The following is a 17,309-nucleotide window of genomic DNA, read 5'->3' as shown; positions in this document are numbered from 1 at the left end:
TTTCTCTCCTGAGCGAGCGGCGGTGAGCGTACGGCCCGGGTAAGGCGCGGTGTCATGCCTGCGCACGCGGTGCATGAGGAGATCTGCCTGTTCTGGCCGTCGACTGCTATCGTGCAACTAGCACGAGATAGTGACAGGAGATGCGAAGCCCTCATGGACGCAATCGCTGAAGAGGCCCCCACGGCGGCGCTGACGCTCGATCAAAAGATCGCGCTCGGCGCTGGGGCGTCGTTCTGGACCACGCGAGCCGTTCCCGGAGTCCGTTCATTGATGCTCACCGATGGCCCCCACGGACTTCGGGATCAGGGCAAAGCGGGAGATCATCTGGGTATCGGCAGAAGCCGCCCCGCGACCTGCTTCCCGACAGCAAGTGCGCTCGCGTCGTCCTGGGACGTCGGCGTCCTGCAGGGCGAAGCTGCCGTTCTCGAGGGTGGTCACCACCGATTCGCCGACCAGCTTTGCCTGATAGGACACGGGCGGCGGCTGGTTCGAATCGGCATGCGCGGTGGTCATGCCCACCACGACGCCGGTCACGGCGAGCGCGGCCGTGAGCGTCGTTCGGCGAAGTTTCATCGAAGTTCCTCATCGAAGTGGTTCGGAACACTGTCGAGCGACAGTGAGAGGTGTATCACTAGCACGAGACAGTAAGGTAGACGAAAAGTAGCGCCGGTGTCACGTGCTAGTTCGATCAGGCGCTTCGGTGGATGAATCTGTTCGTCGCATCTCCCGACCAGCGGGACACCTGTCGTCGAGAGCGGCCGAGTTGCGCCACGCTGGCGTTGTGGCATCGGAAACCGTCAGGACGTTCTCCTCGGGCATGGTGGAGCGAGAGTTGTTCCGGACGTGCGGACTGCCGCGCGGCTGGCTGGAACCGTCGAGCATCTGGTGTCGGGGAACGTCTATCGGCGTCCCGATCCCTGCGGCGCCTCCCGGTACCGCTCGAATCCAGGCGGCATCCGTAGCACGAGGTGCCTGCGACGCCGTGCTACTCAGAAACGAGGACCGATGCAACTGAACGGAAAGGTTTTGGCCGTCACCGGAGCGGGCAACGGCATCGGCAGGCAGACGGCGCTGCGCCTGCTCGCGCGCGGAGCGCGAGTCGCGCTCATCGACCTGAACGAGGATTGGCTGCGGGAGACGCGTGCGCTCGCCGGCGCGCCGGAGGACCGCCTCTCGCTGCACGTTGCCGATGTCACCGACCCGGCGGCCGTCGCAGCGCTGCCCGCCGCGGTGCTGGCCGAGCACGGAGAGGTCGACGGCCTGGTGAACATCGCGGGCATCATCCATCGCTTCGCTCCCGTCATCGAACTCGAGCGTGGCGAGATCGAGCGGGTGGTGCGGGTGAACCTGTGGGGCACCATCGACATGTGCCTGGCGTTTCTGCCCGAGCTGCGGACGCGTCCCGAGGCGATCCTGGTGAACATGTCGAGTCTGTCCGGGCTGATTCCCTTTGCGGGCCAGACGATCTACAGCGCCACCAAGGCAGCGGTGAAGCAGTTCAGCGAGGGGCTGTACCAGGAGCTGGCGGACACGAACGTCACAGTCGTCACTGTCTTCCCCGGCAACGTCAGCACGAATCTGAGCGGCAACTCAGGCGTCGCGATGATCGACTCCGGCGGCCGGAAGGTCAGGGCGAGTACCCCCGAGCGTACGGCCGATCTGGTCGTCGCCGGCATGGAGAAGGGCAGCTTCCGGGTGCTCGTCGGGCAGGACGCGAATCTGCTCGACCGGCTCGTCCGCCTCGCTCCGCGCTGGGCGACGAACATGGTTGCCGGGCAGATGAAGAACGTGCTTCGCGCCGAGTGAGCCGGATCGAGCGGAGCAGCCGGCGAGGAGGTCACAGGGATATGCGCGGAATCAACCACATCGTTCTGTACGTAGCGGATCTGGAGCGCAGCTTGGAGTTCTACGAGAGCGTGCTCGGGTTCGAACGTCTGCCCGAAGGCGTCCCGGGTGGCGCGTTCCTGCGCTGCGCGGGATCGGCGAATGACCACGATCTGGGGCTGTTCCGATCCAGGAACCGTGCCGTCCCTGCGGCAGGCTCCGTGGGGTTGTATCACGTCGCCTGGGAGGTCGCGACACTGTCCGAACTCGCGGCGGTCCGCGATCGTCTGAGGCGTGTGGGCGCCGAGATCGGTGCCTGCGACCACGTCTCGACCAAAGCGCTGTACGGTCGCGACCCCGACGGCATCGAGTTCGAGGTGTGCTGGCTGGTTCCGGACGAACATGTCGAGGAGGCGCTGCGGCCGGGCACCGCGATGACGGCTCCGTTAAACATCACGGCCGAGGTCGCGCGTTACGGTGCCGACACCCCGGGCGGCCCGCGCACCGACACGACCATGTGGGAGCGCGTGGCCGCGAGGCTGGCCGCAGGGCGGTGAGCCCCGCTCTCAGCGAGCTGTGGTGACGATATCGGCGGCGTTGTAGAAGGCGCGCATGCTCGTGATGTGTCCGTCGGCGTCGAAGGCCATGACATCGATGGGTTCTACGATGATCACCCGGTCGGGCGTCGTCGTGGTGACTCGCATGTGGAAGGCCGCCGAAGACCCCGAGACCCGGACCACCAGCAGCTCCGCGCTGTTGTCGACGGCGTCGAGCGGGCCGTAGAAGGCGGTGATGGCGTCGCGCCCGCGCCGGACGTCCGCGCCGACGGGGTCTTCCACAGTGGCGTCCTCGGCGTAGAGGGCGGCGATTTCCGCCGCCGTGCCGGTGGTGAGGCGGGACACGTATTCGCGCACCACCGCGGTGATCTGCGCTACCGATGACATGGAGTCCTTTCCCGGCGGCGCTTTCGGCCGCCTCGACCTGCTCATGGCAGCAGACCGGCCCCCAGGCGTGGGGGGCTCGTTCCGCTCGGTGGGAGGCGATCTGGCGCATCGCCGTCGGTCCGGGCGACTCTGCCCGGCATGCGAACCGATATTCCTGAAGTAGTGGCGGCCGCCGAGGTGGCGGAGTGGTCGGACGAGGTCGACGTCGTCGTGATCGGCGCGGGCATCGCCGGGGGTTGCGCGGCGGCCGAGGCCGCGGCACAAGGAGCACGGGTGCTCGTCCTGGAACGCGCGGCGGCGCCTGGCGGGACCTCGGCGATGGCCGGAGGCCATTTCTACCTCGGCGGTGGCACGCCCGTGCAGACGGCGACCGGGCACTCCGATTCGGCCGAAGAGATGGCGAAGTACCTCACCGCAGTTTCACGCAGCCCCGACGTGGACAAGATTCGCGCCTACTGTGCCGACAGCGTCGAGCACTTCCACTGGCTGGAGGACCTGGGCTTCCAGTTCGAGCGCACCTTCTACCCGCAGAAGGCGGTGATCCAGCCCGGTACGCAGGGTTTGATGCACACCGGCAATGAGAACGTCTGGCCGTTTCGCGAGCTGGCGGTGCCGGCGCCACGCGGACACAAGGTTCCCGTCGCCGGTGACACCGGCGGCGCGGCGCTCGTCACCGGGCTGCTCGTGGAGCGCCTCGCGCGCCTCGGCGTAGAGATACGCTACGCCGTCGGCGCCAGGAACCTGGTGTGCGACGGACAGGGCGTGGTCACGGGCGTCGCCTGGAAAGGGTTGTCGCAGCGCGGAGTAATCAAGGCGGGTGCGGTTGTCGTCGCGACGGGTGGTTTCGTCATGAATCCCGACATGGTGCGGCAATACGCGCCGGTCTTGGCCGAGAAGCCCTACACGCTGGGCTCCTCCTATGACGACGGGCTTGGCATCCGCCTGGGCATGTCCGTCGGCGGCGCGACCGAACACATGGACCAGTGCTTCCTCACCGCCCCGATCTATCCGCCCGCCCGCCATCTCACCGGCATCGTGGTCAACGCGCTCGGGCGGCGGTTCGTCGCCGAGGATTCCTACCACGCCCGCACGGCGGGTTTCGTCCTGGAGCAGCCCGGTGCGAAGGCCTACCTGATTCTGGACGAAGCGCATCTGGAGAAGCGCGATTTCCAGTTGGTGCCGTTCATCGACGGCTGGGAGAGCGTCGCCGAGATGGAAGCTGCGCTCGCCCTTCCGGAGGGAAGCCTGCAGAAGACCCTGGACGATTACAACGCGCACGCGGTGCGCCGGGAGGACCCGGCTTTCCACAAGCAACCGGAGTACGTCGAGCCGCAGGACCGCGGACCGTGGGCAGCCTTCGATCTCTCGCCGGGCGCGGCGTCCTACGCCGGATTCACCCTCGGCGGGCTGCGCACGACGGTCGACGGCCGGGTTGTCGGCGGCGACGGTGCGGTCGTGCCGGGCCTCTACGCCGCCGGCGCGTGCGCACCGAGCCTGGCCCAGGACGGCAAGGGATACGCCAGCGGAACCCAACTCGGCGCCGGTTCCTACTTCGGCCGGCGCGCGGGGCGGCATGCGGCGTCGTGGGCCGCGCCGTAGCTGCGGGAGCCAATCGATGGCCTCGACCATTTCCCGCTGGCCGAGGCGGGCCCTGAACCGGTCAGCACAAGGCGTCCGGCGCTCCGACATCTCGGGCGACAGCGCGTCGAGCTTGTCCGGCCGGTCGACGGTTTCGCGCGCTCGCCCGTGCCGATATGCACGACGCGGACCTAACAGCTGGATTCCGCCGCGTCACCGTCGACGGCGACGCGATAGGTGCCGAGCAAGTGCTGGGATGGGCCGCACGGATCGAGATATCCGGCGATGGTCCGGATCAGCGTGGCGCGCCCTTCGACGCGGAAACCGCCGTAGTCACCGGAGGCGTCGGGGTGGAAGACGTCTTCGAGGATCGTCCAGTCGCGGCCGTCGAGCGCGTAACCGTATCGGTTCAGCACGCCGACGATGGCCCGATGGTCGGACTGATCGGGCATGGTGACAGGTCCTCTCCCGGCGGTGCCGTTCGCCGCCGCGGTCCGCTCATAGCAGCAGACCGGCCGCCGTGCGGAGGCCACCCGTTCCGCTCGCCGGGAAGCGCACCGGCTCCGTCCGGTGGGGGCTCCCGCTGAATGGGAGCGCACCGTCCGGTGAGTGAGGCGCGCCCTATCGTCCTGACATGCCAAGTCCTTGTGACCCAGTTCACGCGTGAGTTTCGCGCTTCCGCACACCGGTTCCCGCCGCAGGCGGGGCCGGCGACATCGGTCACCGTTTCCCGGAAGGTCCAGACCATGACCAATCCCGTTGACACCGTCGCTGCCGCCGTCAGCGCCGCCGGCGCCTCGACTTTCGAGGCCCGCAAGGTCTCGAGTGGATACTCCTGGCCGGAGTGCCCGCGGTGGCACGCGGGCGCCTTCTGGTTCTCGGACATGTACACCGGAACTCTCAAAACGCTCGACGCCGACGGCAACGCAACCGTCGTCGTGGACGCGACCGGCCGCGCCGCGAACACCGATGCTCCGATCGTGCTGGGCGGGTTCGGCTGGCTGCCCGACGGCCGCCTGATCGTGGTGTCCATGCATGAGGAGCTGGTGCTGGTGCACGGTGGCGGCGGACCCGGCGACCTGTCGGTGTATGCCGATATCTCGCAGTACTGTTCGGCCGCCGCCAACGACATGGTGGTCGACGCCGACGGTCGCGCCTACATCACCCAGCTCGGCTTCGACATCTTCAAGGGTGAGCAACCGGTCGCCTCTCCGCTGATCGTGGTCGAGCCGGACGGCGCTGTCTCCACCCCGGAGAAGGTGGGTCCGCTGCTGTGCGCGAACGGGATCGCCGTCAGCGCCGACGGCACCAAGGTCTACACCGCCGAGGTCATGGCGTTCAAGATCACCGTGCTCGACCGCGCTCCGGACGGCACGCTGTCGAACCCCCGTGACTTCGCCTCCTGCCCGTTCATGCCCGACGGCATCGGGCTCGACGCGGAGGGCGGGGTGTGGGCGGCCATGCCCGGCGGCGGCTACGTCGCGCGCTTCACCGAGCAGGGCATCACCGACGCGATCCCGATGCCGCTGGAGAACGGCATCGCCTCCGCGTGCCTGCTGGGTGGCCCGGACCGGGACCGGCTCTACATGACGGTCGGGTACGAGGTCTACGACTTCGAGAAGTCGGCCCGGGAGGCGCTGGGCAGCGTCTGGGTGGCCGATGTGGCCCACCGCGGCGGCGACACTCGCCCCTGATCACACCGAGACAGCCAGGAATACGAGGAAAAGACAATGGCAACACTGGATTTCAGCGATCGCGTCGTCATCGTGACCGGCGCGGGTCGTGGCATCGGGCGGGCGAACGCGCTGCTGCTCGCCTCGCGTGGCGCCGCCGTGGTGGTGGGTGACCTCGGTGCCCGCATCGACGGCTCCGGCGTAGAGGGTGACGACCCGGCCGCGGGTGTGGTCGCCGAGATCACCGCCGCCGGCGGCAAAGCCGTCGCCTGCAACGCCGACGTCTCGACCGAGCAGGGGGCGCGCGCACTGGTCGACGCCGCCATCTCGTCGTTCGGCAAGCTCTCGGCCGTCGTCAACAACGCGGGCATCGTCCGTACCGCGCCCTTCACGGAGGTGCCGGACGAGGAGTACCAGCGTCATCTCGACGTGCACTACTTCGGCGCGATGCGGTTGTGCCGGGCGGCTTGGCCGCACCTGCTCGAGGCCGACGCCCCGCGTGTGGTCAACACCATTTCGCAAGCGATGCTGGGCAACCCGGGTATGTCGCACTACGGCGGTTCCAAAGGCGCGTTGTTCGGTCTGACCCGCAACTTGGCGCTCGAAGGCTTGGCCGCGGGCATCAAGGTCAATGCCATCGCGCCGGGCGCGGGCACCCGGATGGCCGAGGCAGCGGCCGACACCTTGTCGCCGGAGATCATGGAGTACATGCGCACGGCGCTGCTGCCGGAGCACGTGGCTCCGGTGGTGGCCTATCTGGTGCATCCCGACTGCCAGGTCACCGGTGAGGTGTTCAACGTGGCGGGCGGCATCGTGAACCGGTTGGCGCTGGTCAATACCGTCGGCATCCACGACCCCTCGCTCACCGTCGAGACCGTCGCCGAGCAGTTCGAGCAGATCATGGCGATCACGCCGCAGGCTGTGCCGCAGGTCGTCGCCCCGGCCCAGATGCCGGTGTCCTGAATCCCGACGTCCCTTCCAGGAGCCATCACATGAGCACAACCGAGACGGCGACCGGCACCGAATACCCCTTCGGCGCGGTCGGTCCCGACGAAGCGGCCGCGCGGTACCGGGCGATCGCCGCGGACCGGCCGATGACGAAGATGACGATGCCCTTCGGCGGCGACGCGTGGGTCATCCACCGCAATGCCGCGGCTCGGCAGATGTTGAGCGATCCCCGATTCGTGCGGGAGCCGTTCCGCACCGGTGAACGCGTGACCCCTTACTTCGTGGAGTTCCCGGACTTCTTGCGGACCACCTTGCAGTTCGAGGATCCGCCGCATCACACCAAGCTGCGCAAGCTGGTGCAGCGCTCGATCTCGCCGAAGCGGGTCAAGGCCATGCGTGATTCGGCGGTGGAGTTCGCCGATCATCTGATCGACGAGATGATCGCGAAGGGCGCGCCGACCAACCTGGTGCACGACTACGCGGTGGCGCTGCCGATCCAGATGCTGGCCAACTTGCTCGGCGTGCCGCCGGAGGATCGGCCCAAGTTCCAGAAGTGGAGCTCGTCCACCCTGGCCGTGGCGAACATGCCGGAGGAAGAGGTCGTCGCCAACATGACCGAGCTGGTCGTGTACATGATGGCCCTCATCGAGGAGCGCAGGAAGAACCCGCGCGAGGATCTGCTGAGTGACCTGGCCAACGCTCGCGACAAGGACGACAGCCTCACCGACGCCGAAATCCTGCCGATCGCCCTGGTTCTGATCATCGGCGGGTTCGACAACACCGCGAACTTCATCTGCGCCGGTGTGCTGTCGCTGCTGCGCAATCCCGATCAGCTCGAGCTCTTCCTGCGGGATCCGGACGGGATGGCCCCCACCGCGGTAGAGGAGATCCTGCGGCACGGCCGGATGGCGCTGGGCGACACGATCACCGGTGGCGGCGGGCTCGTTCCCTTCGTCGCCACCGAGGACGTGGAACTCGACGGCCAGGTGATCGCGCGCGGCGAGGCCGTGCTGGTCGATCCCGCCTCGGTCAACCACGACGGCGTGGCCGTCGAGAACGACGAGGTCTTCGACATCCGGCGCAGCAACAACCCGCACCTGACCTTGAGCTACGGCTTGCACCACTGCTTGGGTGCGCCCCTGGCCCGGATGGAGATGCAGGTCGGCCTGGCCGAGCTGTTCAAGCGACTGCCAGGACTGAAGCTCGACGGGGAGGCGGTCATCGACAAAGACAACCTCACCCAGGCGATCACCGATCTGCCGGTCAGCTGGTAGGAGCAGCGATGCCGAAAGTGTTCTACACCCAGCCCGACGGCGTGGTGAAGGTCGTCGACGGCGTCGCCGGGGACTCGGTCATGTCGACCGCTGTGCGCAACGGCGTGAACGGCATCGTGGGCCAGTGCGGTGGCACGTTGTCATGTGCCACCTGCCACGTCTACCTCGATCAAAAGGAGCTGGGGTTCTTTCCGGAGCCCACCGAGGACGAGGACGACATGCTGGACTGCACCGCATCGGACCGGCAGGACAACTCACGCCTGTCCTGCCAGCTGACCTTGTCGGACGGAATCGATCTGCACGTGACCGTCCCCGACGAACAGGTCTGACCGATGACCGGAGCGCAGGACACGCTTGGCCCGGAGGTGTCGATGCCGCACAGCGTCGTGGTCGTCGGGGCCTCGCACGCCGGTGTACAACTCGCCGATCGCCTCCGTACCGAGGGCTACACCGGAGAGATCACACTGATCTCCCACGAACCACACCTTCCGTACCAGCGGCCACCGCTGTCCAAGGCATGGCTCAAAGGCGAAGCCAGTAGCGACTCGGTGCTGTTGCGCGGTCCCGCCCACTACGCGAACCAGAAGATCGAACTGCTCACCGGGGCGCGCGTGGAGGAGCTCGAGCGGACCTCGGCGGGAGTCGAGGTGCGGTTCTCGCGGGACGGCGAGCGCCTCGTGCGACGGTTCGACCGGCTGGTGCTGGCGACCGGAGCGCGGGCGCGGCGGTTGACGCTGCCGGGCGCGGACCACTCCGACGTGCTCGTGTTGCGCGATCTGGACCACGCCCGGTCGCTCGCCGCCCGGGTGCAGGCCGGCCCCCTGGTGGTGATCGGCGGCGGGTTCGTCGGCCTGGAGGTCGCCGCCACCGCGCGTGCACTCGGGGCCGAGGTAACCGTGATCGAGGCGGGCGAGCGATTGCTCGCCCGCGCGGTGGGCGCGGACACCGCCACCGCCCTGCTCGTCGCCCATCGTGCGATGGGAACCGAGGTCGTGCTCGGCGCGGCGCCGGTGGAAATACTGCACGACGGCGACGGAGTCCGGGCGGTGCGGCTCGATGACGGCCGCGAGATACCGGCGGCGACGGTGCTGGTCGGTATCGGAGCCGAAGCGCGCACCGAGCTGGCCGAGCAGTTCGGGCTGGAGTGCGACGGCGGAATCGTCGTCGACGAGCGGTGCCTGGCCTCCGACGGGTGGACACTGGCGGTCGGCGACTGCACCACCCACGTGTCGAGCACCGGCAGCCGCTACCGGCTCGAGTCGGTGGACAACGCGGTGGAACAGGCCGATACCGCTGCCGCGGTGCTGCTGGGCCGACCGGTCCCCGATCGGGCCGCCCCGTGGTTCTGGTCCGATCAGGGCGATCAGAAGCTGCAAATCGCGGGTCTCATCGGTGGCCACACCGCGATGCTCGTGCGGGTCGATCCGCAGCGTCCGCGCCGGCGGGTCGCCCTCTACTTCACCGACGACGCGCTGGTCGCCGCCGAGTGCCTGAATTCGCCGGCCGACTTCGTGGCGTTGCGGTCGGCGCTCGGCAAGGGCCATCGTCCAGGTCCAGAAGTTCTGTCCGACAACGCGGTCCCGCTCAAGAAGCTGCTGGCGCCGGGGCGCGGCTGAGCATCGAGCCGCACGAACCCGGGCCTCCGAGCATCGGCTCCGGGGCCCGTGTCGTGTGTTCGCGCGGCTACGCCTGCCGGAAACGCGCCGCCACCAAGGCGCCGACCTCGGCCATCGCCGCCCGAGCGCGGGCGACCGAGGCGGTCTGCATGGCGAAGCCGTGGCCGACGCCCGGGTAGCGCAGCTGTGCGGTGGGTACGCCGGCGTCCCGCATCCGGTCGCCGTAGGCCTCGACGGCGTCGCGGAGGGGATCGCCGTAGCCGACGGCGATGACGGCCTGCGGCAGACCCGCGAGTGAATCCGCCAGCGCCGGAACGCCGTAGGCGTCGTCGACGGCCGGATCCTCACCGAGGTACAAGCCCTTCATCCAGTCGATATCCGGGGCGGTGAGAAAAGGGGAATCGCCGAACTCGCGCATCGACGGCCTATCTGTGCGCCGTTCGATCCCGGGATAGAACAGCACCTGCTGGGCGATGGCGGGCCCGGCCAGGTCCCGGCCGCGCAGCGCGGTCGCCGCGGCCAGACTGCCGCCCGCGCTGTCTCCGCCCACGCCGATGCGGGCAGCGTCGACGCCCCATGCCGCGGCGTTCTCGCTCACCCAGCACAGGGCCGCGTACGCCTCGTCGTTGGCGACGGGGTAGCGGTGCTCGGGTGCGAGCCGGTACTCGACGTTGAACACCACCGCACCGGTGGCGTGGGCGACATCACGGGCCAGCCGGTCGAACGACTGCAGCGTGCCCATGATCATGCCGCCGCCGTGGAACCAGACGAGTGCGGGCGCGCTCGTCTCCGGTGCCGCGTGCGGCCGGTAGACGCGCAGCGGGATCGTGCCGTGCGGGCCGGCGATCGTCGCGTCGCGTACCGCCGCCATCTCAGGGCCGGGCGGGCGGACGATGGACTCGAGCGAACGGCGGGCCGCCTCGACGCCGACGGTCCGCAGAGGGGCCGCTCCGATGCTCGCCATCCGCTCGACGAGCACGGCGACATCGGGATCCCAGACGAAACGGTACGGCGGATGCCCGGTCGGAACGGTCACTGGTCTACTCCTGGGGAACGGCGGGAACTGCCGGGTGATCCGCGGCTGTGCGCGTGGCGCGCAACATGATCCCGGTGCTCGTCTCCCCACCCCGGCGGTGCTCGTTCATCAACTCGACGAGCCGCTCGTTGTCGTGGCGGGCGAGCGCTTCGATCATCTGGTCGTGTTCGGCCACCACGCGCGCACGGGCGGCCGGGTCGTAGAGATAGGCGGCGTGGTACGGCATGGCCAGCGTCCACAGCCGGCGCACTTCGGCGACCACCAGGTTCAGTGGTGATCGGTCGAAGATCGCGAAGTGGAAGGCGTGGTTGTGCAGCCGCATGGCGAGTACGTCACCGTGCTCAGCGGCGGCGACCACCAGTTCGGCGGCCCGGGTGACCTCGGCGAGGGCGTCTTCGGGAAACAGCGGAAGCGACCGCAGCACCTCGGGCTCGAGCGCGGCGCGCATGAGGTAGATCTGGTCGAAGTCGGACTGTTGCAGACGGGCTACCGTATAGCCGACATTGGGCTCGTGCTCGACCAGGCCTTCGGCGGTGAGGTGGCGCAAGGCTTCGCGGATCGGCAGTCGGCTGACGCCGAGTCGCTCAGCCATCAGGACCTGGCGGATCGGCTGACCCGGCAGCAGTTCACCGCTCACGATCAGCCGCTCGATCTCCTCGACCACCCGTCCGGTGGCCCGGCCGACGTCGCGACCGCCCTCCGCCGCCGCTGCACTGCCGGTTCGCTTGCTCACGGATTCCCGAAGATACCAGCCGCCCGCAGCGCCGCGATCCGCTCGGCGCTGTAGCCCATGGCGCTCAGCACGGCTGCGGTGTCGGCGCCACGCGGCACCGCAGGGCGCGGGGTGCGGTACGGGGACCGACTCAGCTTGATCGGCACCCCGACGCCCCGATAGTCCTCCGTCTCGAGAAACAGGCCGCGATGCCGCGTCTGCGCGGCCCGCAACGCCTCGTCCACGGTGTTGACCGGTGCGGCGGCCACTCCGACCTGTTCCAGGCGCAGCGCCAGCTCCTGCCGCGACCACGGCGCGATCCGCTCGGCGAGGATCGCGACGAGCTCTTCACGGTGGGCGTGGCGCCGGCCGTTGGTGGTGAAGCGTGCGTCGTCGGCGAGTTCGGGCACCCCGAGAGTCTCGGCGAGCGAACGGAACTGTCGGTCGTTGGCCGCGCTGACGAAGAAGTCGCCGTCGGCGGCACGGAATACTTGGTAGGGCACCACCGTCGGATGGAAGTCCCCGGTCCGCTGCGGCACCTTGCCGCTGGCGACCCAGTTGGCCGCGTGCGGATGCAGGAGGGAGATGACCGAGTCCAGCAGCGCCAGGTCGACCAACTGCCCCCGGCCGCTGCGCTCGCGCTCGAACAGCGCCAGCAGGATTCCGTTGACCGCGAAGTTGGCCGTGACGATGTCGACGATCGGCACTCCGACCCGCAGCGGGTTCCCGTCCGGGTAGCCGTTGATGCTCATCAGCCCGCCGAAGGACTGCAGCACCGCGTCGTAACCGGGCAGCCCGCCCATCGGCCCGTCCACGCCGAAACCGGTGATGCGGCAGTAGATCAGGCGCGGATGCCGCTGCGCCAGCACCGTCTCGAAATCGAATCCCCAGCGCGCCATGGTGCCCGCCTTGAAGTTCTCGATCACGACGTCGGCGCCGGCGAGCAGGTGCGCGAGGATCTCGCGGCCCTCGTCGGTGCGCAGGTCGAGACCGATGTTCTCCTTGCTGTGGTTGAGACTGGCGTAGTACGCGCTGCTGGCGCCCTCGTCCACGAACGGCGGGCCCCAGCCGCGGGTTTCATCACCGCCTGGCCCCTCCACCTTGATGACCTCGGCGCCCTGATCGGCCAGCATCTGCGCGGTGTACGGGCCAGCCAGCACACGGCTCAGATCCAGCACGCGCAGCCCGCTCAATACGCCGGCGCCGGTCGCGGTGTCCGCGGCGCGCCAGGCGGCGCGGCCGTCGACGCCCGTCTCGTCGGTGGTGACGATAGTCATCGCGAATACCTTTCTGCGGCAACAGCGTCGGTTGACTCCGCACCGATGATCAGATCCCATGGATCGGCGCCCTCGTCCAGGATTTGCCCGGCCAGGACCTCCGACCAGTACCGCTCCGAGCCGTAGCGGTTGCGCCAGCTCCACAGCGCGGTGGTCGAGCGCCCGAGCATGTGCTCGGAGGTGAATCCGATGGCGCCGTGGATCTGGTGCCCGGCGGCGGCCACCTCCCGGGCCGACGCGGAGGTCACCACCTTGGCGGCCGCGATCGCGGTGCGGCGAGCCGTGTGGTCGGCGGTCGCGGCGGCCTCGGTCGCCGTCTCCATCAACGCGGTCGACGCGGCGAGGCCGGCGAGTCGTTGCTGGATGGCCTGGAACTTGGCGAGGGGGCGACCGAACTGGACTCGCTCGGCGGCATAGCGCAGCGTCCGATCGCGGACCGCACCCGCTGCCGCGGTCAGCGCCACCGCGTACGCGAGTGCTCCGCGTTCCTCGACTTCGGTTGTGTCCACTGGGGATCGGTACAGCCGGACGGGCGTGCCGTCGAAGCGGTAGTCGTCGAGTGCGGCACCCAGCAGGTCGCTGCCTCTCTCCGAGCTGATGCCGGCCGCGTCGGCCGCCACGATCGCGACCGATGGTCGCTCACCCGCGCCGGACGCGGGCAACAACACCACCAGCAGTTGGGCGTCGGACCCGTGGACGACGCCGGTGACGATGCCGTCGAGCACGACACCGTCGCCGGTGTCGCGTGCAGTGCAGCCCTCGCGAGCGATGGCGAGGGTGGCGGGCTGATTCGCCGGGTTGCCGGTGCACTCGGCGACCAGACGGCTCGCCAGCACGGTGTGCTCGAGCAGCATGGTGAGAGCGCCGTGCCGGGCGACCGCGTGCAGCACCGACAGCGCGTCGGCCGTGCTTCCGCCGCTGCCGCCCTGCGCCTCCGGGATCCCGATCTCGGTGAAGCCTGCCTCGGTGAGCGCGGCCCACAGCGCGCCGTCGGTTCCCCCGGCGGGCGTAGTGGTGTCGATCCCGACGCGCTCGGCCATCGAGGCGACCGCCGAGACCAACTCGAGGTTGAGGTAGGTCATCGCAATCCCATTCCGCGCGCGACGATTCCGCGCAAGATCTCGTTCGTGCCGCCCCGCAGGGTGAACGCCGGTGTGTGCAGTACCCCGGCGGCGAGCAGGCGGGCGAACGCATCGCCGCCATGGCGCCGGGGCTCGGTCTCGGCGCAGGCGCGAATGGCCTCCACGAGGTCGCCCTCGAAGGTGGAGCCGAGATCTTTCACCATCGCCGCGAGGACGTCGGGCTTGCGGCCCGCGGCGAGTTCGGCGGTGACCGCGAGTGACATCCGGCGCAGCGCCCAGGCGTGCGCGGTCAGCCAACCGAGTGTGACGCGCTGCTGCTCGGTGGCGCCGGTGCGGCGCAGCTGCTCGGCCCACGCGCGCAGCAGCGGCATGGTCGACAGGTAGCGCTCGGGGCCGGACCGTTCGAAGGCGAGCTCGCTCATCACCTGAGTCCAGCCCGCACCGCGCCGACCGAGCAGGGCGTCGGCGCCGACGTGCGCGTCGTGGAAGACGACCTCGTTGAAGTGCGCGCCGCCGTCGATGCTGCGCAGCGGGCGTACCTCGATATCCGCGTGCGACAGGTCGACCACGAACTGCGACAGCCCGGTGTGCCGGTCACCAGGACCGCCGTCGGTGCGGGCCAGCAACACCATGGCGTGTGCCACGTGCGCTCCGGTGGTCCAGACCTTGGTGCCGCTGATCGTCCACGAGCCGTCGGAGCGCTCCACCGCCTTCGTGCGCACCGCGGCGAGGTCGGAGCCGGCGTCGGGCTCGCTCATCCCGATGGCGAAGAACAGCTCACCGGCCGCGATGCCGGGCAGGTAGCGCTGCTTCTGCTGCTCCGTGCCGTTGGCCGAGATGCTCGGCGCCATCTGCCGGTCGGCGATCCAGTGCGCGGCGACCGGTGCACCGTGAGCGAGGAGTTCCTCGGTGACCACGAAGCGTTCGAGGAGGGGCCGCTCGTGCCCGCCATAGCGTTTCGGCACCGTCATGCCGAGCCAACCGCGCGCCCCCAGCCGGGCGCTGAACGCCGGATCGAACCCGCTCATCCAGTTGTCCGGCGCGGGGGAGAAGGAACCGGCGTCGAGTTCCGCGCGCAAGAAGGCGCGCACCTCGCCGCGGACCTGCCGTAGCTCGGCGTCCGCGGCGGGGGAGCCGCCCGGCGGAGTGGACACGGCGGTCATCGTCCAGGCCCCCGCGACGACCAAGACCTCTCGCCCTTGCGCGACATCGACCACATCTGCACACCGCGCTCGATCTCGAGGGCCGACGACCAGCTCACCGCGGGCGGGCCCAGTTCGAGCCGGGCGCTGTTCATGATGCGGCGGGTGAGTTCGGGATCGGCGGCGGCCGGGGCGGTGAGCTCCGCGATGCGCGCGTCGAGGTCGGACTCCGCGGCGGCCAGGTGTGCCAGGCCGCGGGCGACCGCGTCGGTACCGGTCAGCGACAGACCGCAGGCGGCAAGCGCGATGGTGCTCGACCAGCCGACGGCACGGCCGAGCAGTGCCAGGTGCCCGCCGCCGGGGTGGATGCCGCGAGCGAGGAATCCGCTCTCCAGCCGCGCCTCGGGCGTGACCACCAAGAGGTCGGTGGCCATGGCGAGGTTGAGTCCGGCGCCGACCGCGCCGCCGACCACTCGTGAGATGGTGGGAACGGGCAGCATGCCGACCCGGACGAAGGCGCCGTAGACCGCTGACGTGCGGCTCACCGCTTCGGGGGAGGCGGGGTCGGCCGAGGATGTCGCCAGGTCGCGGGTGTCGGCGCCGCTGCAGAAGTAGGAGCCCGCCGCGCGCACCACCACCGCGCCGATGCCGGGGTCGGTCTCCACCCGGGTGCAGAAGTCACCGATCAGCGCGGCCATCTCCAAGGTGATCGCGTTCTTGCGGCGCGGATTGTTGAGTGTCAATTGCGCGACACCGTCCGTGAAGTCGGTCAGGACCGGCGGCTCGGACGGGGCGCCGACCGGATTGTCAGGCGTCATGGGGCCACGGTAGCAGATTGGATCCAAAATAAAATCCAATGATGATTGACAATCCTGACGTCCGGCTCGGAGAGTGTGCAGAGGCAGGACGTCACCCCTGCGATCTGGTGACGAATCGACGAAAGGTGAACTCGTGTTCGAATTGAATGGGCGAATCGCCCTGGTCACCGGTGCGGGCCAGAGCGTGGGGGAGGGCATCGCGACGGTGCTGGCGCGTCAAGGGGCGACAGTCGTGGTGAACGATTTGTTCGCCGATCGCGCGGAGCGGGTGGCGACGGACATCGTCGCCGAGGGCAACAAGGCCATCGCCAGGGCGTTCGACGTCACGGACTACCAGGCGACGGTCGACGCGGTTCGCTCGGCCGAGGCCGAGCTGGGGGGCCACGTGAACATCCTGGTGAACAACGCCGGCGTAGCCGAGGATCGGGTCAGCAAGCCGTTCCGGGAGCTGACGCCCGAGCAGTGGCCGCCGTCGATCGACCTCAACATCTACGGCGCGATGAACTGCATCAAGGCGGTCATCGACGGCATGTGCGACAACGGCTGGGGCCGTGTCGTGCAGATCTCGTCGGGGTCGGCGCGCACCGGCCAGAACATCAATGTCTCCATGTACGCCACCGGCAAGAGCGGCATCGAAGGCTTCATCCGTCATCTCGCCGCCGAAACCGGGCAGTACGGCGTGACCGCCAATATCGTCGCTCTCGGCCTGCAGGCCAACCTGGTGCACAAGATGCCGCCGGAACAGATCGAGCGGCTGATCGCCGGTATCCCGATCGGGCGCTTGGGCGACCCGATCGAGGTCGGCGCGTTCTGCGCGTACCTGGCCTCGAACGAAGCCGGGGGAATGACCGGACAGACGCTCGACTTCAACGGCGGGTCGCAGACCCGATGAGCGGGACCCCGACGCCGGGAGTGAGTCTCTCGCTCACCGCGATCCGCGTCACCGACCTGGCGCGGTCGGCCAAGTTCTACACCGCAGGATGCGGATTCTCCGAAGAGCGGTCCTTCACCACCGACACCTTCGACGCGGTGATCCTGCGGGCCGGAACGGCCGGAGTGGAACTCATCGCACCGCATGGCGCTCCCGCGGCACCCGACCACGGCACCATGCTCGTGAAATTGGTCCTGAACACCGAGGACGTGGCCGGGCTGCTGGACACTGCTTGCGCGCACGGCGGCACCGGGGAAATGCCCGCGACCACGCTGGCCCGGTTCGGCGGCCGCACCATCGGCAAGGTGCGTGACCCCGACGGCTATTTGATCGAGGTCGTGAGTTCCACCGCGCAGCCGAACGACCGCTGAGCGGGATGACCGGGCGTGACGGTGCCGCGCGAGGTCTAGCGTGACGCCGTTCACACCCGGACCGGAGAGATGGAGTGCAGTCG

Annotated in this window: 19 protein-coding genes; 10 read left to right on the top strand and 9 right to left on the bottom strand. The window is 69.1% G+C overall.

Going from position 1 to position 17,309, the window contains the following annotated elements; translation table 11 throughout:
- Positions 1-264: 264 nt before the first annotated feature.
- Positions 265-573 (bottom strand): hypothetical protein, encoded by a 309-nt coding sequence (locus ACWDMM_RS29710; RefSeq protein WP_195080283.1) that lies wholly within the window; start codon positions 571-573, stop codon positions 265-267.
- A gap of 432 nt (positions 574-1,005) precedes the next feature.
- Between ACWDMM_RS29710 and ACWDMM_RS29705 the strand changes: the two genes are divergently transcribed.
- Positions 1,006-1,806: an SDR family NAD(P)-dependent oxidoreductase gene (locus ACWDMM_RS29705; RefSeq protein WP_357209237.1), complete on the top strand. Its 801-nt coding sequence runs from the start codon at positions 1,006-1,008 to the stop codon at positions 1,804-1,806.
- Between the two features lie 41 nt (positions 1,807-1,847).
- Positions 1,848-2,381: a VOC family protein gene (locus tag ACWDMM_RS29700; protein WP_449940595.1), complete on the top strand. Its 534-nt coding sequence runs from the start codon at positions 1,848-1,850 to the stop codon at positions 2,379-2,381.
- A gap of 9 nt (positions 2,382-2,390) precedes the next feature.
- On the opposite strand, the gene ACWDMM_RS29695 is transcribed toward ACWDMM_RS29700, so the two are convergent.
- The gene (locus tag ACWDMM_RS29695) at positions 2,391-2,768 is read right to left on the bottom strand and encodes a nuclear transport factor 2 family protein (protein ID WP_449940592.1); all 378 of its coding nucleotides are present in this window, start codon (positions 2,766-2,768) and stop codon (positions 2,391-2,393) included.
- 138 nt (positions 2,769-2,906) lie between these two features.
- Between ACWDMM_RS29695 and ACWDMM_RS29690 the strand changes: the two genes are divergently transcribed.
- Positions 2,907-4,367, top strand: coding sequence for an FAD-binding protein (locus ACWDMM_RS29690; protein WP_449940591.1), 1,461 nt, complete (start codon positions 2,907-2,909; stop codon positions 4,365-4,367).
- A 170-nt stretch (positions 4,368-4,537) separates the two neighbouring features.
- Here ACWDMM_RS29690 and ACWDMM_RS29685 read toward each other — a convergent pair whose 3' ends face one another.
- Entirely contained in the window at positions 4,538-4,798 is a 261-nt protein-coding gene (locus ACWDMM_RS29685; RefSeq protein WP_195080279.1) for a nuclear transport factor 2 family protein, read from the bottom strand.
- A gap of 294 nt (positions 4,799-5,092) precedes the next feature.
- Here ACWDMM_RS29685 and ACWDMM_RS29680 point away from each other — a divergent pair, with 294 nt between their 5' ends.
- The 5 genes from ACWDMM_RS29680 to ACWDMM_RS29660 are packed head-to-tail and all read left to right on the top strand — an operon-like array spanning position 5,093 to position 9,857.
- Positions 5,093-6,040: an SMP-30/gluconolactonase/LRE family protein gene (locus tag ACWDMM_RS29680; protein WP_449940588.1), complete on the top strand. Its 948-nt coding sequence runs from the start codon at positions 5,093-5,095 to the stop codon at positions 6,038-6,040.
- Positions 6,041-6,076: 36 nt separating this feature from the next.
- On the top strand, positions 6,077-6,982 hold the full coding sequence (locus tag ACWDMM_RS29675) for an SDR family NAD(P)-dependent oxidoreductase (RefSeq protein WP_195080277.1): 906 nt from the start codon (positions 6,077-6,079) through the stop codon (positions 6,980-6,982).
- A 29-nt stretch (positions 6,983-7,011) separates the two neighbouring features.
- Positions 7,012-8,241 carry a cytochrome P450 gene (locus tag ACWDMM_RS29670; protein WP_195080276.1) on the top strand — a complete coding sequence of 410 codons (1,230 nt, stop codon included), beginning with the start codon at positions 7,012-7,014 and terminating at the stop codon, positions 8,239-8,241.
- Between the two features lie 8 nt (positions 8,242-8,249).
- Positions 8,250-8,570 (top strand): 2Fe-2S iron-sulfur cluster-binding protein, encoded by a 321-nt coding sequence (locus ACWDMM_RS29665; RefSeq protein WP_195080275.1) that lies wholly within the window; start codon positions 8,250-8,252, stop codon positions 8,568-8,570.
- A 3-nt stretch (positions 8,571-8,573) separates the two neighbouring features.
- Positions 8,574-9,857: an NAD(P)/FAD-dependent oxidoreductase gene (locus ACWDMM_RS29660; protein ID WP_449940583.1), complete on the top strand. Its 1,284-nt coding sequence runs from the start codon at positions 8,574-8,576 to the stop codon at positions 9,855-9,857.
- Positions 9,858-9,924: 67 nt separating this feature from the next.
- Here ACWDMM_RS29660 and ACWDMM_RS29655 read toward each other — a convergent pair whose 3' ends face one another.
- From ACWDMM_RS29655 to ACWDMM_RS29630, 6 genes are read right to left on the bottom strand one after another with little or no spacing between them, the layout of a single operon-like run.
- The gene (locus ACWDMM_RS29655) at positions 9,925-10,893 is read right to left on the bottom strand and encodes an alpha/beta hydrolase (protein ID WP_357209243.1); all 969 of its coding nucleotides are present in this window, start codon (positions 10,891-10,893) and stop codon (positions 9,925-9,927) included.
- Between the two features lie 4 nt (positions 10,894-10,897).
- Entirely contained in the window at positions 10,898-11,626 is a 729-nt protein-coding gene (locus ACWDMM_RS29650) for a GntR family transcriptional regulator (RefSeq protein WP_195080273.1), read from the bottom strand.
- Positions 11,623-12,882 carry a CaiB/BaiF CoA transferase family protein gene (locus tag ACWDMM_RS29645; protein ID WP_357111515.1) on the bottom strand — a complete coding sequence of 420 codons (1,260 nt, stop codon included), beginning with the start codon at positions 12,880-12,882 and terminating at the stop codon, positions 11,623-11,625. The genes ACWDMM_RS29650 and ACWDMM_RS29645 overlap by 4 nt, the downstream gene beginning before the upstream one ends.
- Entirely contained in the window at positions 12,879-13,964 is a 1,086-nt protein-coding gene (locus ACWDMM_RS29640; protein WP_449940578.1) for an acyl-CoA dehydrogenase family protein, read from the bottom strand. The genes ACWDMM_RS29645 and ACWDMM_RS29640 overlap by 4 nt, the downstream gene beginning before the upstream one ends.
- Entirely contained in the window at positions 13,961-15,127 is a 1,167-nt protein-coding gene (locus tag ACWDMM_RS29635) for an acyl-CoA dehydrogenase family protein (protein ID WP_449940605.1), read from the bottom strand. Before ACWDMM_RS29635 ends, ACWDMM_RS29640 begins: the two co-directional genes overlap by 4 nt.
- Positions 15,124-15,924, bottom strand: coding sequence for an enoyl-CoA hydratase-related protein (locus ACWDMM_RS29630; RefSeq protein WP_449940574.1), 801 nt, complete (start codon positions 15,922-15,924; stop codon positions 15,124-15,126). The genes ACWDMM_RS29635 and ACWDMM_RS29630 overlap by 4 nt, the downstream gene beginning before the upstream one ends.
- Before the next feature lie 133 nt (positions 15,925-16,057).
- Here ACWDMM_RS29630 and ACWDMM_RS29625 point away from each other — a divergent pair, with 133 nt between their 5' ends.
- Positions 16,058-16,816, top strand: coding sequence for an SDR family NAD(P)-dependent oxidoreductase (locus tag ACWDMM_RS29625; RefSeq protein WP_195080269.1), 759 nt, complete (start codon positions 16,058-16,060; stop codon positions 16,814-16,816).
- A complete protein-coding gene (locus ACWDMM_RS29620; protein WP_195080268.1) occupies positions 16,813-17,226 on the top strand; it encodes a VOC family protein in 414 nt (137 codons plus the stop codon). The genes ACWDMM_RS29625 and ACWDMM_RS29620 overlap by 4 nt, the downstream gene beginning before the upstream one ends.
- Positions 17,227-17,309: the final 83 nt, after the last annotated feature.

The organism is Nocardia sp. NPDC003726 (genome assembly GCF_053586955.1).
Note: the sequence above shows the minus strand (reverse complement) of the source record. Positions and strands in the feature narration are given on the sequence as shown.

Excerpts from the sequence above, each read along its gene's own strand:
- ACWDMM_RS29710 (WP_195080283.1), bottom strand. The coding sequence starts at position 573 with ATGAAACTTCGCCGAACGACGCTCACGGCCGCGCTCGCCGTGACCGGC.
- ACWDMM_RS29705 (WP_357209237.1), top strand. The coding sequence starts at position 1,006 with ATGCAACTGAACGGAAAGGTTTTGGCCGTCACCGGAGCGGGCAACGGC.
- ACWDMM_RS29700 (WP_449940595.1), top strand. The coding sequence starts at position 1,848 with ATGCGCGGAATCAACCACATCGTTCTGTACGTAGCGGATCTGGAGCGC.
- ACWDMM_RS29695 (WP_449940592.1), bottom strand. The coding sequence starts at position 2,768 with ATGTCATCGGTAGCGCAGATCACCGCGGTGGTGCGCGAATACGTGTCC.
- ACWDMM_RS29690 (WP_449940591.1), top strand. The coding sequence starts at position 2,907 with ATGCGAACCGATATTCCTGAAGTAGTGGCGGCCGCCGAGGTGGCGGAG.
- ACWDMM_RS29685 (WP_195080279.1), bottom strand. The coding sequence starts at position 4,798 with ATGCCCGATCAGTCCGACCATCGGGCCATCGTCGGCGTGCTGAACCGA.
- ACWDMM_RS29680 (WP_449940588.1), top strand. The coding sequence starts at position 5,093 with ATGACCAATCCCGTTGACACCGTCGCTGCCGCCGTCAGCGCCGCCGGC.
- ACWDMM_RS29675 (WP_195080277.1), top strand. The coding sequence starts at position 6,077 with ATGGCAACACTGGATTTCAGCGATCGCGTCGTCATCGTGACCGGCGCG.
- ACWDMM_RS29670 (WP_195080276.1), top strand. The coding sequence starts at position 7,012 with ATGAGCACAACCGAGACGGCGACCGGCACCGAATACCCCTTCGGCGCG.
- ACWDMM_RS29665 (WP_195080275.1), top strand. The coding sequence starts at position 8,250 with ATGCCGAAAGTGTTCTACACCCAGCCCGACGGCGTGGTGAAGGTCGTC.
- ACWDMM_RS29660 (WP_449940583.1), top strand. The coding sequence starts at position 8,574 with ATGACCGGAGCGCAGGACACGCTTGGCCCGGAGGTGTCGATGCCGCAC.
- ACWDMM_RS29645 (WP_357111515.1), bottom strand. The coding sequence starts at position 12,882 with ATGACTATCGTCACCACCGACGAGACGGGCGTCGACGGCCGCGCCGCC.
- ACWDMM_RS29640 (WP_449940578.1), bottom strand. The coding sequence starts at position 13,964 with ATGACCTACCTCAACCTCGAGTTGGTCTCGGCGGTCGCCTCGATGGCC.
- ACWDMM_RS29635 (WP_449940605.1), bottom strand. The coding sequence starts at position 15,127 with ATGACCGCCGTGTCCACTCCGCCGGGCGGCTCCCCCGCCGCGGACGCC.
- ACWDMM_RS29630 (WP_449940574.1), bottom strand. The coding sequence starts at position 15,924 with ATGACGCCTGACAATCCGGTCGGCGCCCCGTCCGAGCCGCCGGTCCTG.
- ACWDMM_RS29620 (WP_195080268.1), top strand. The coding sequence starts at position 16,813 with ATGAGCGGGACCCCGACGCCGGGAGTGAGTCTCTCGCTCACCGCGATC.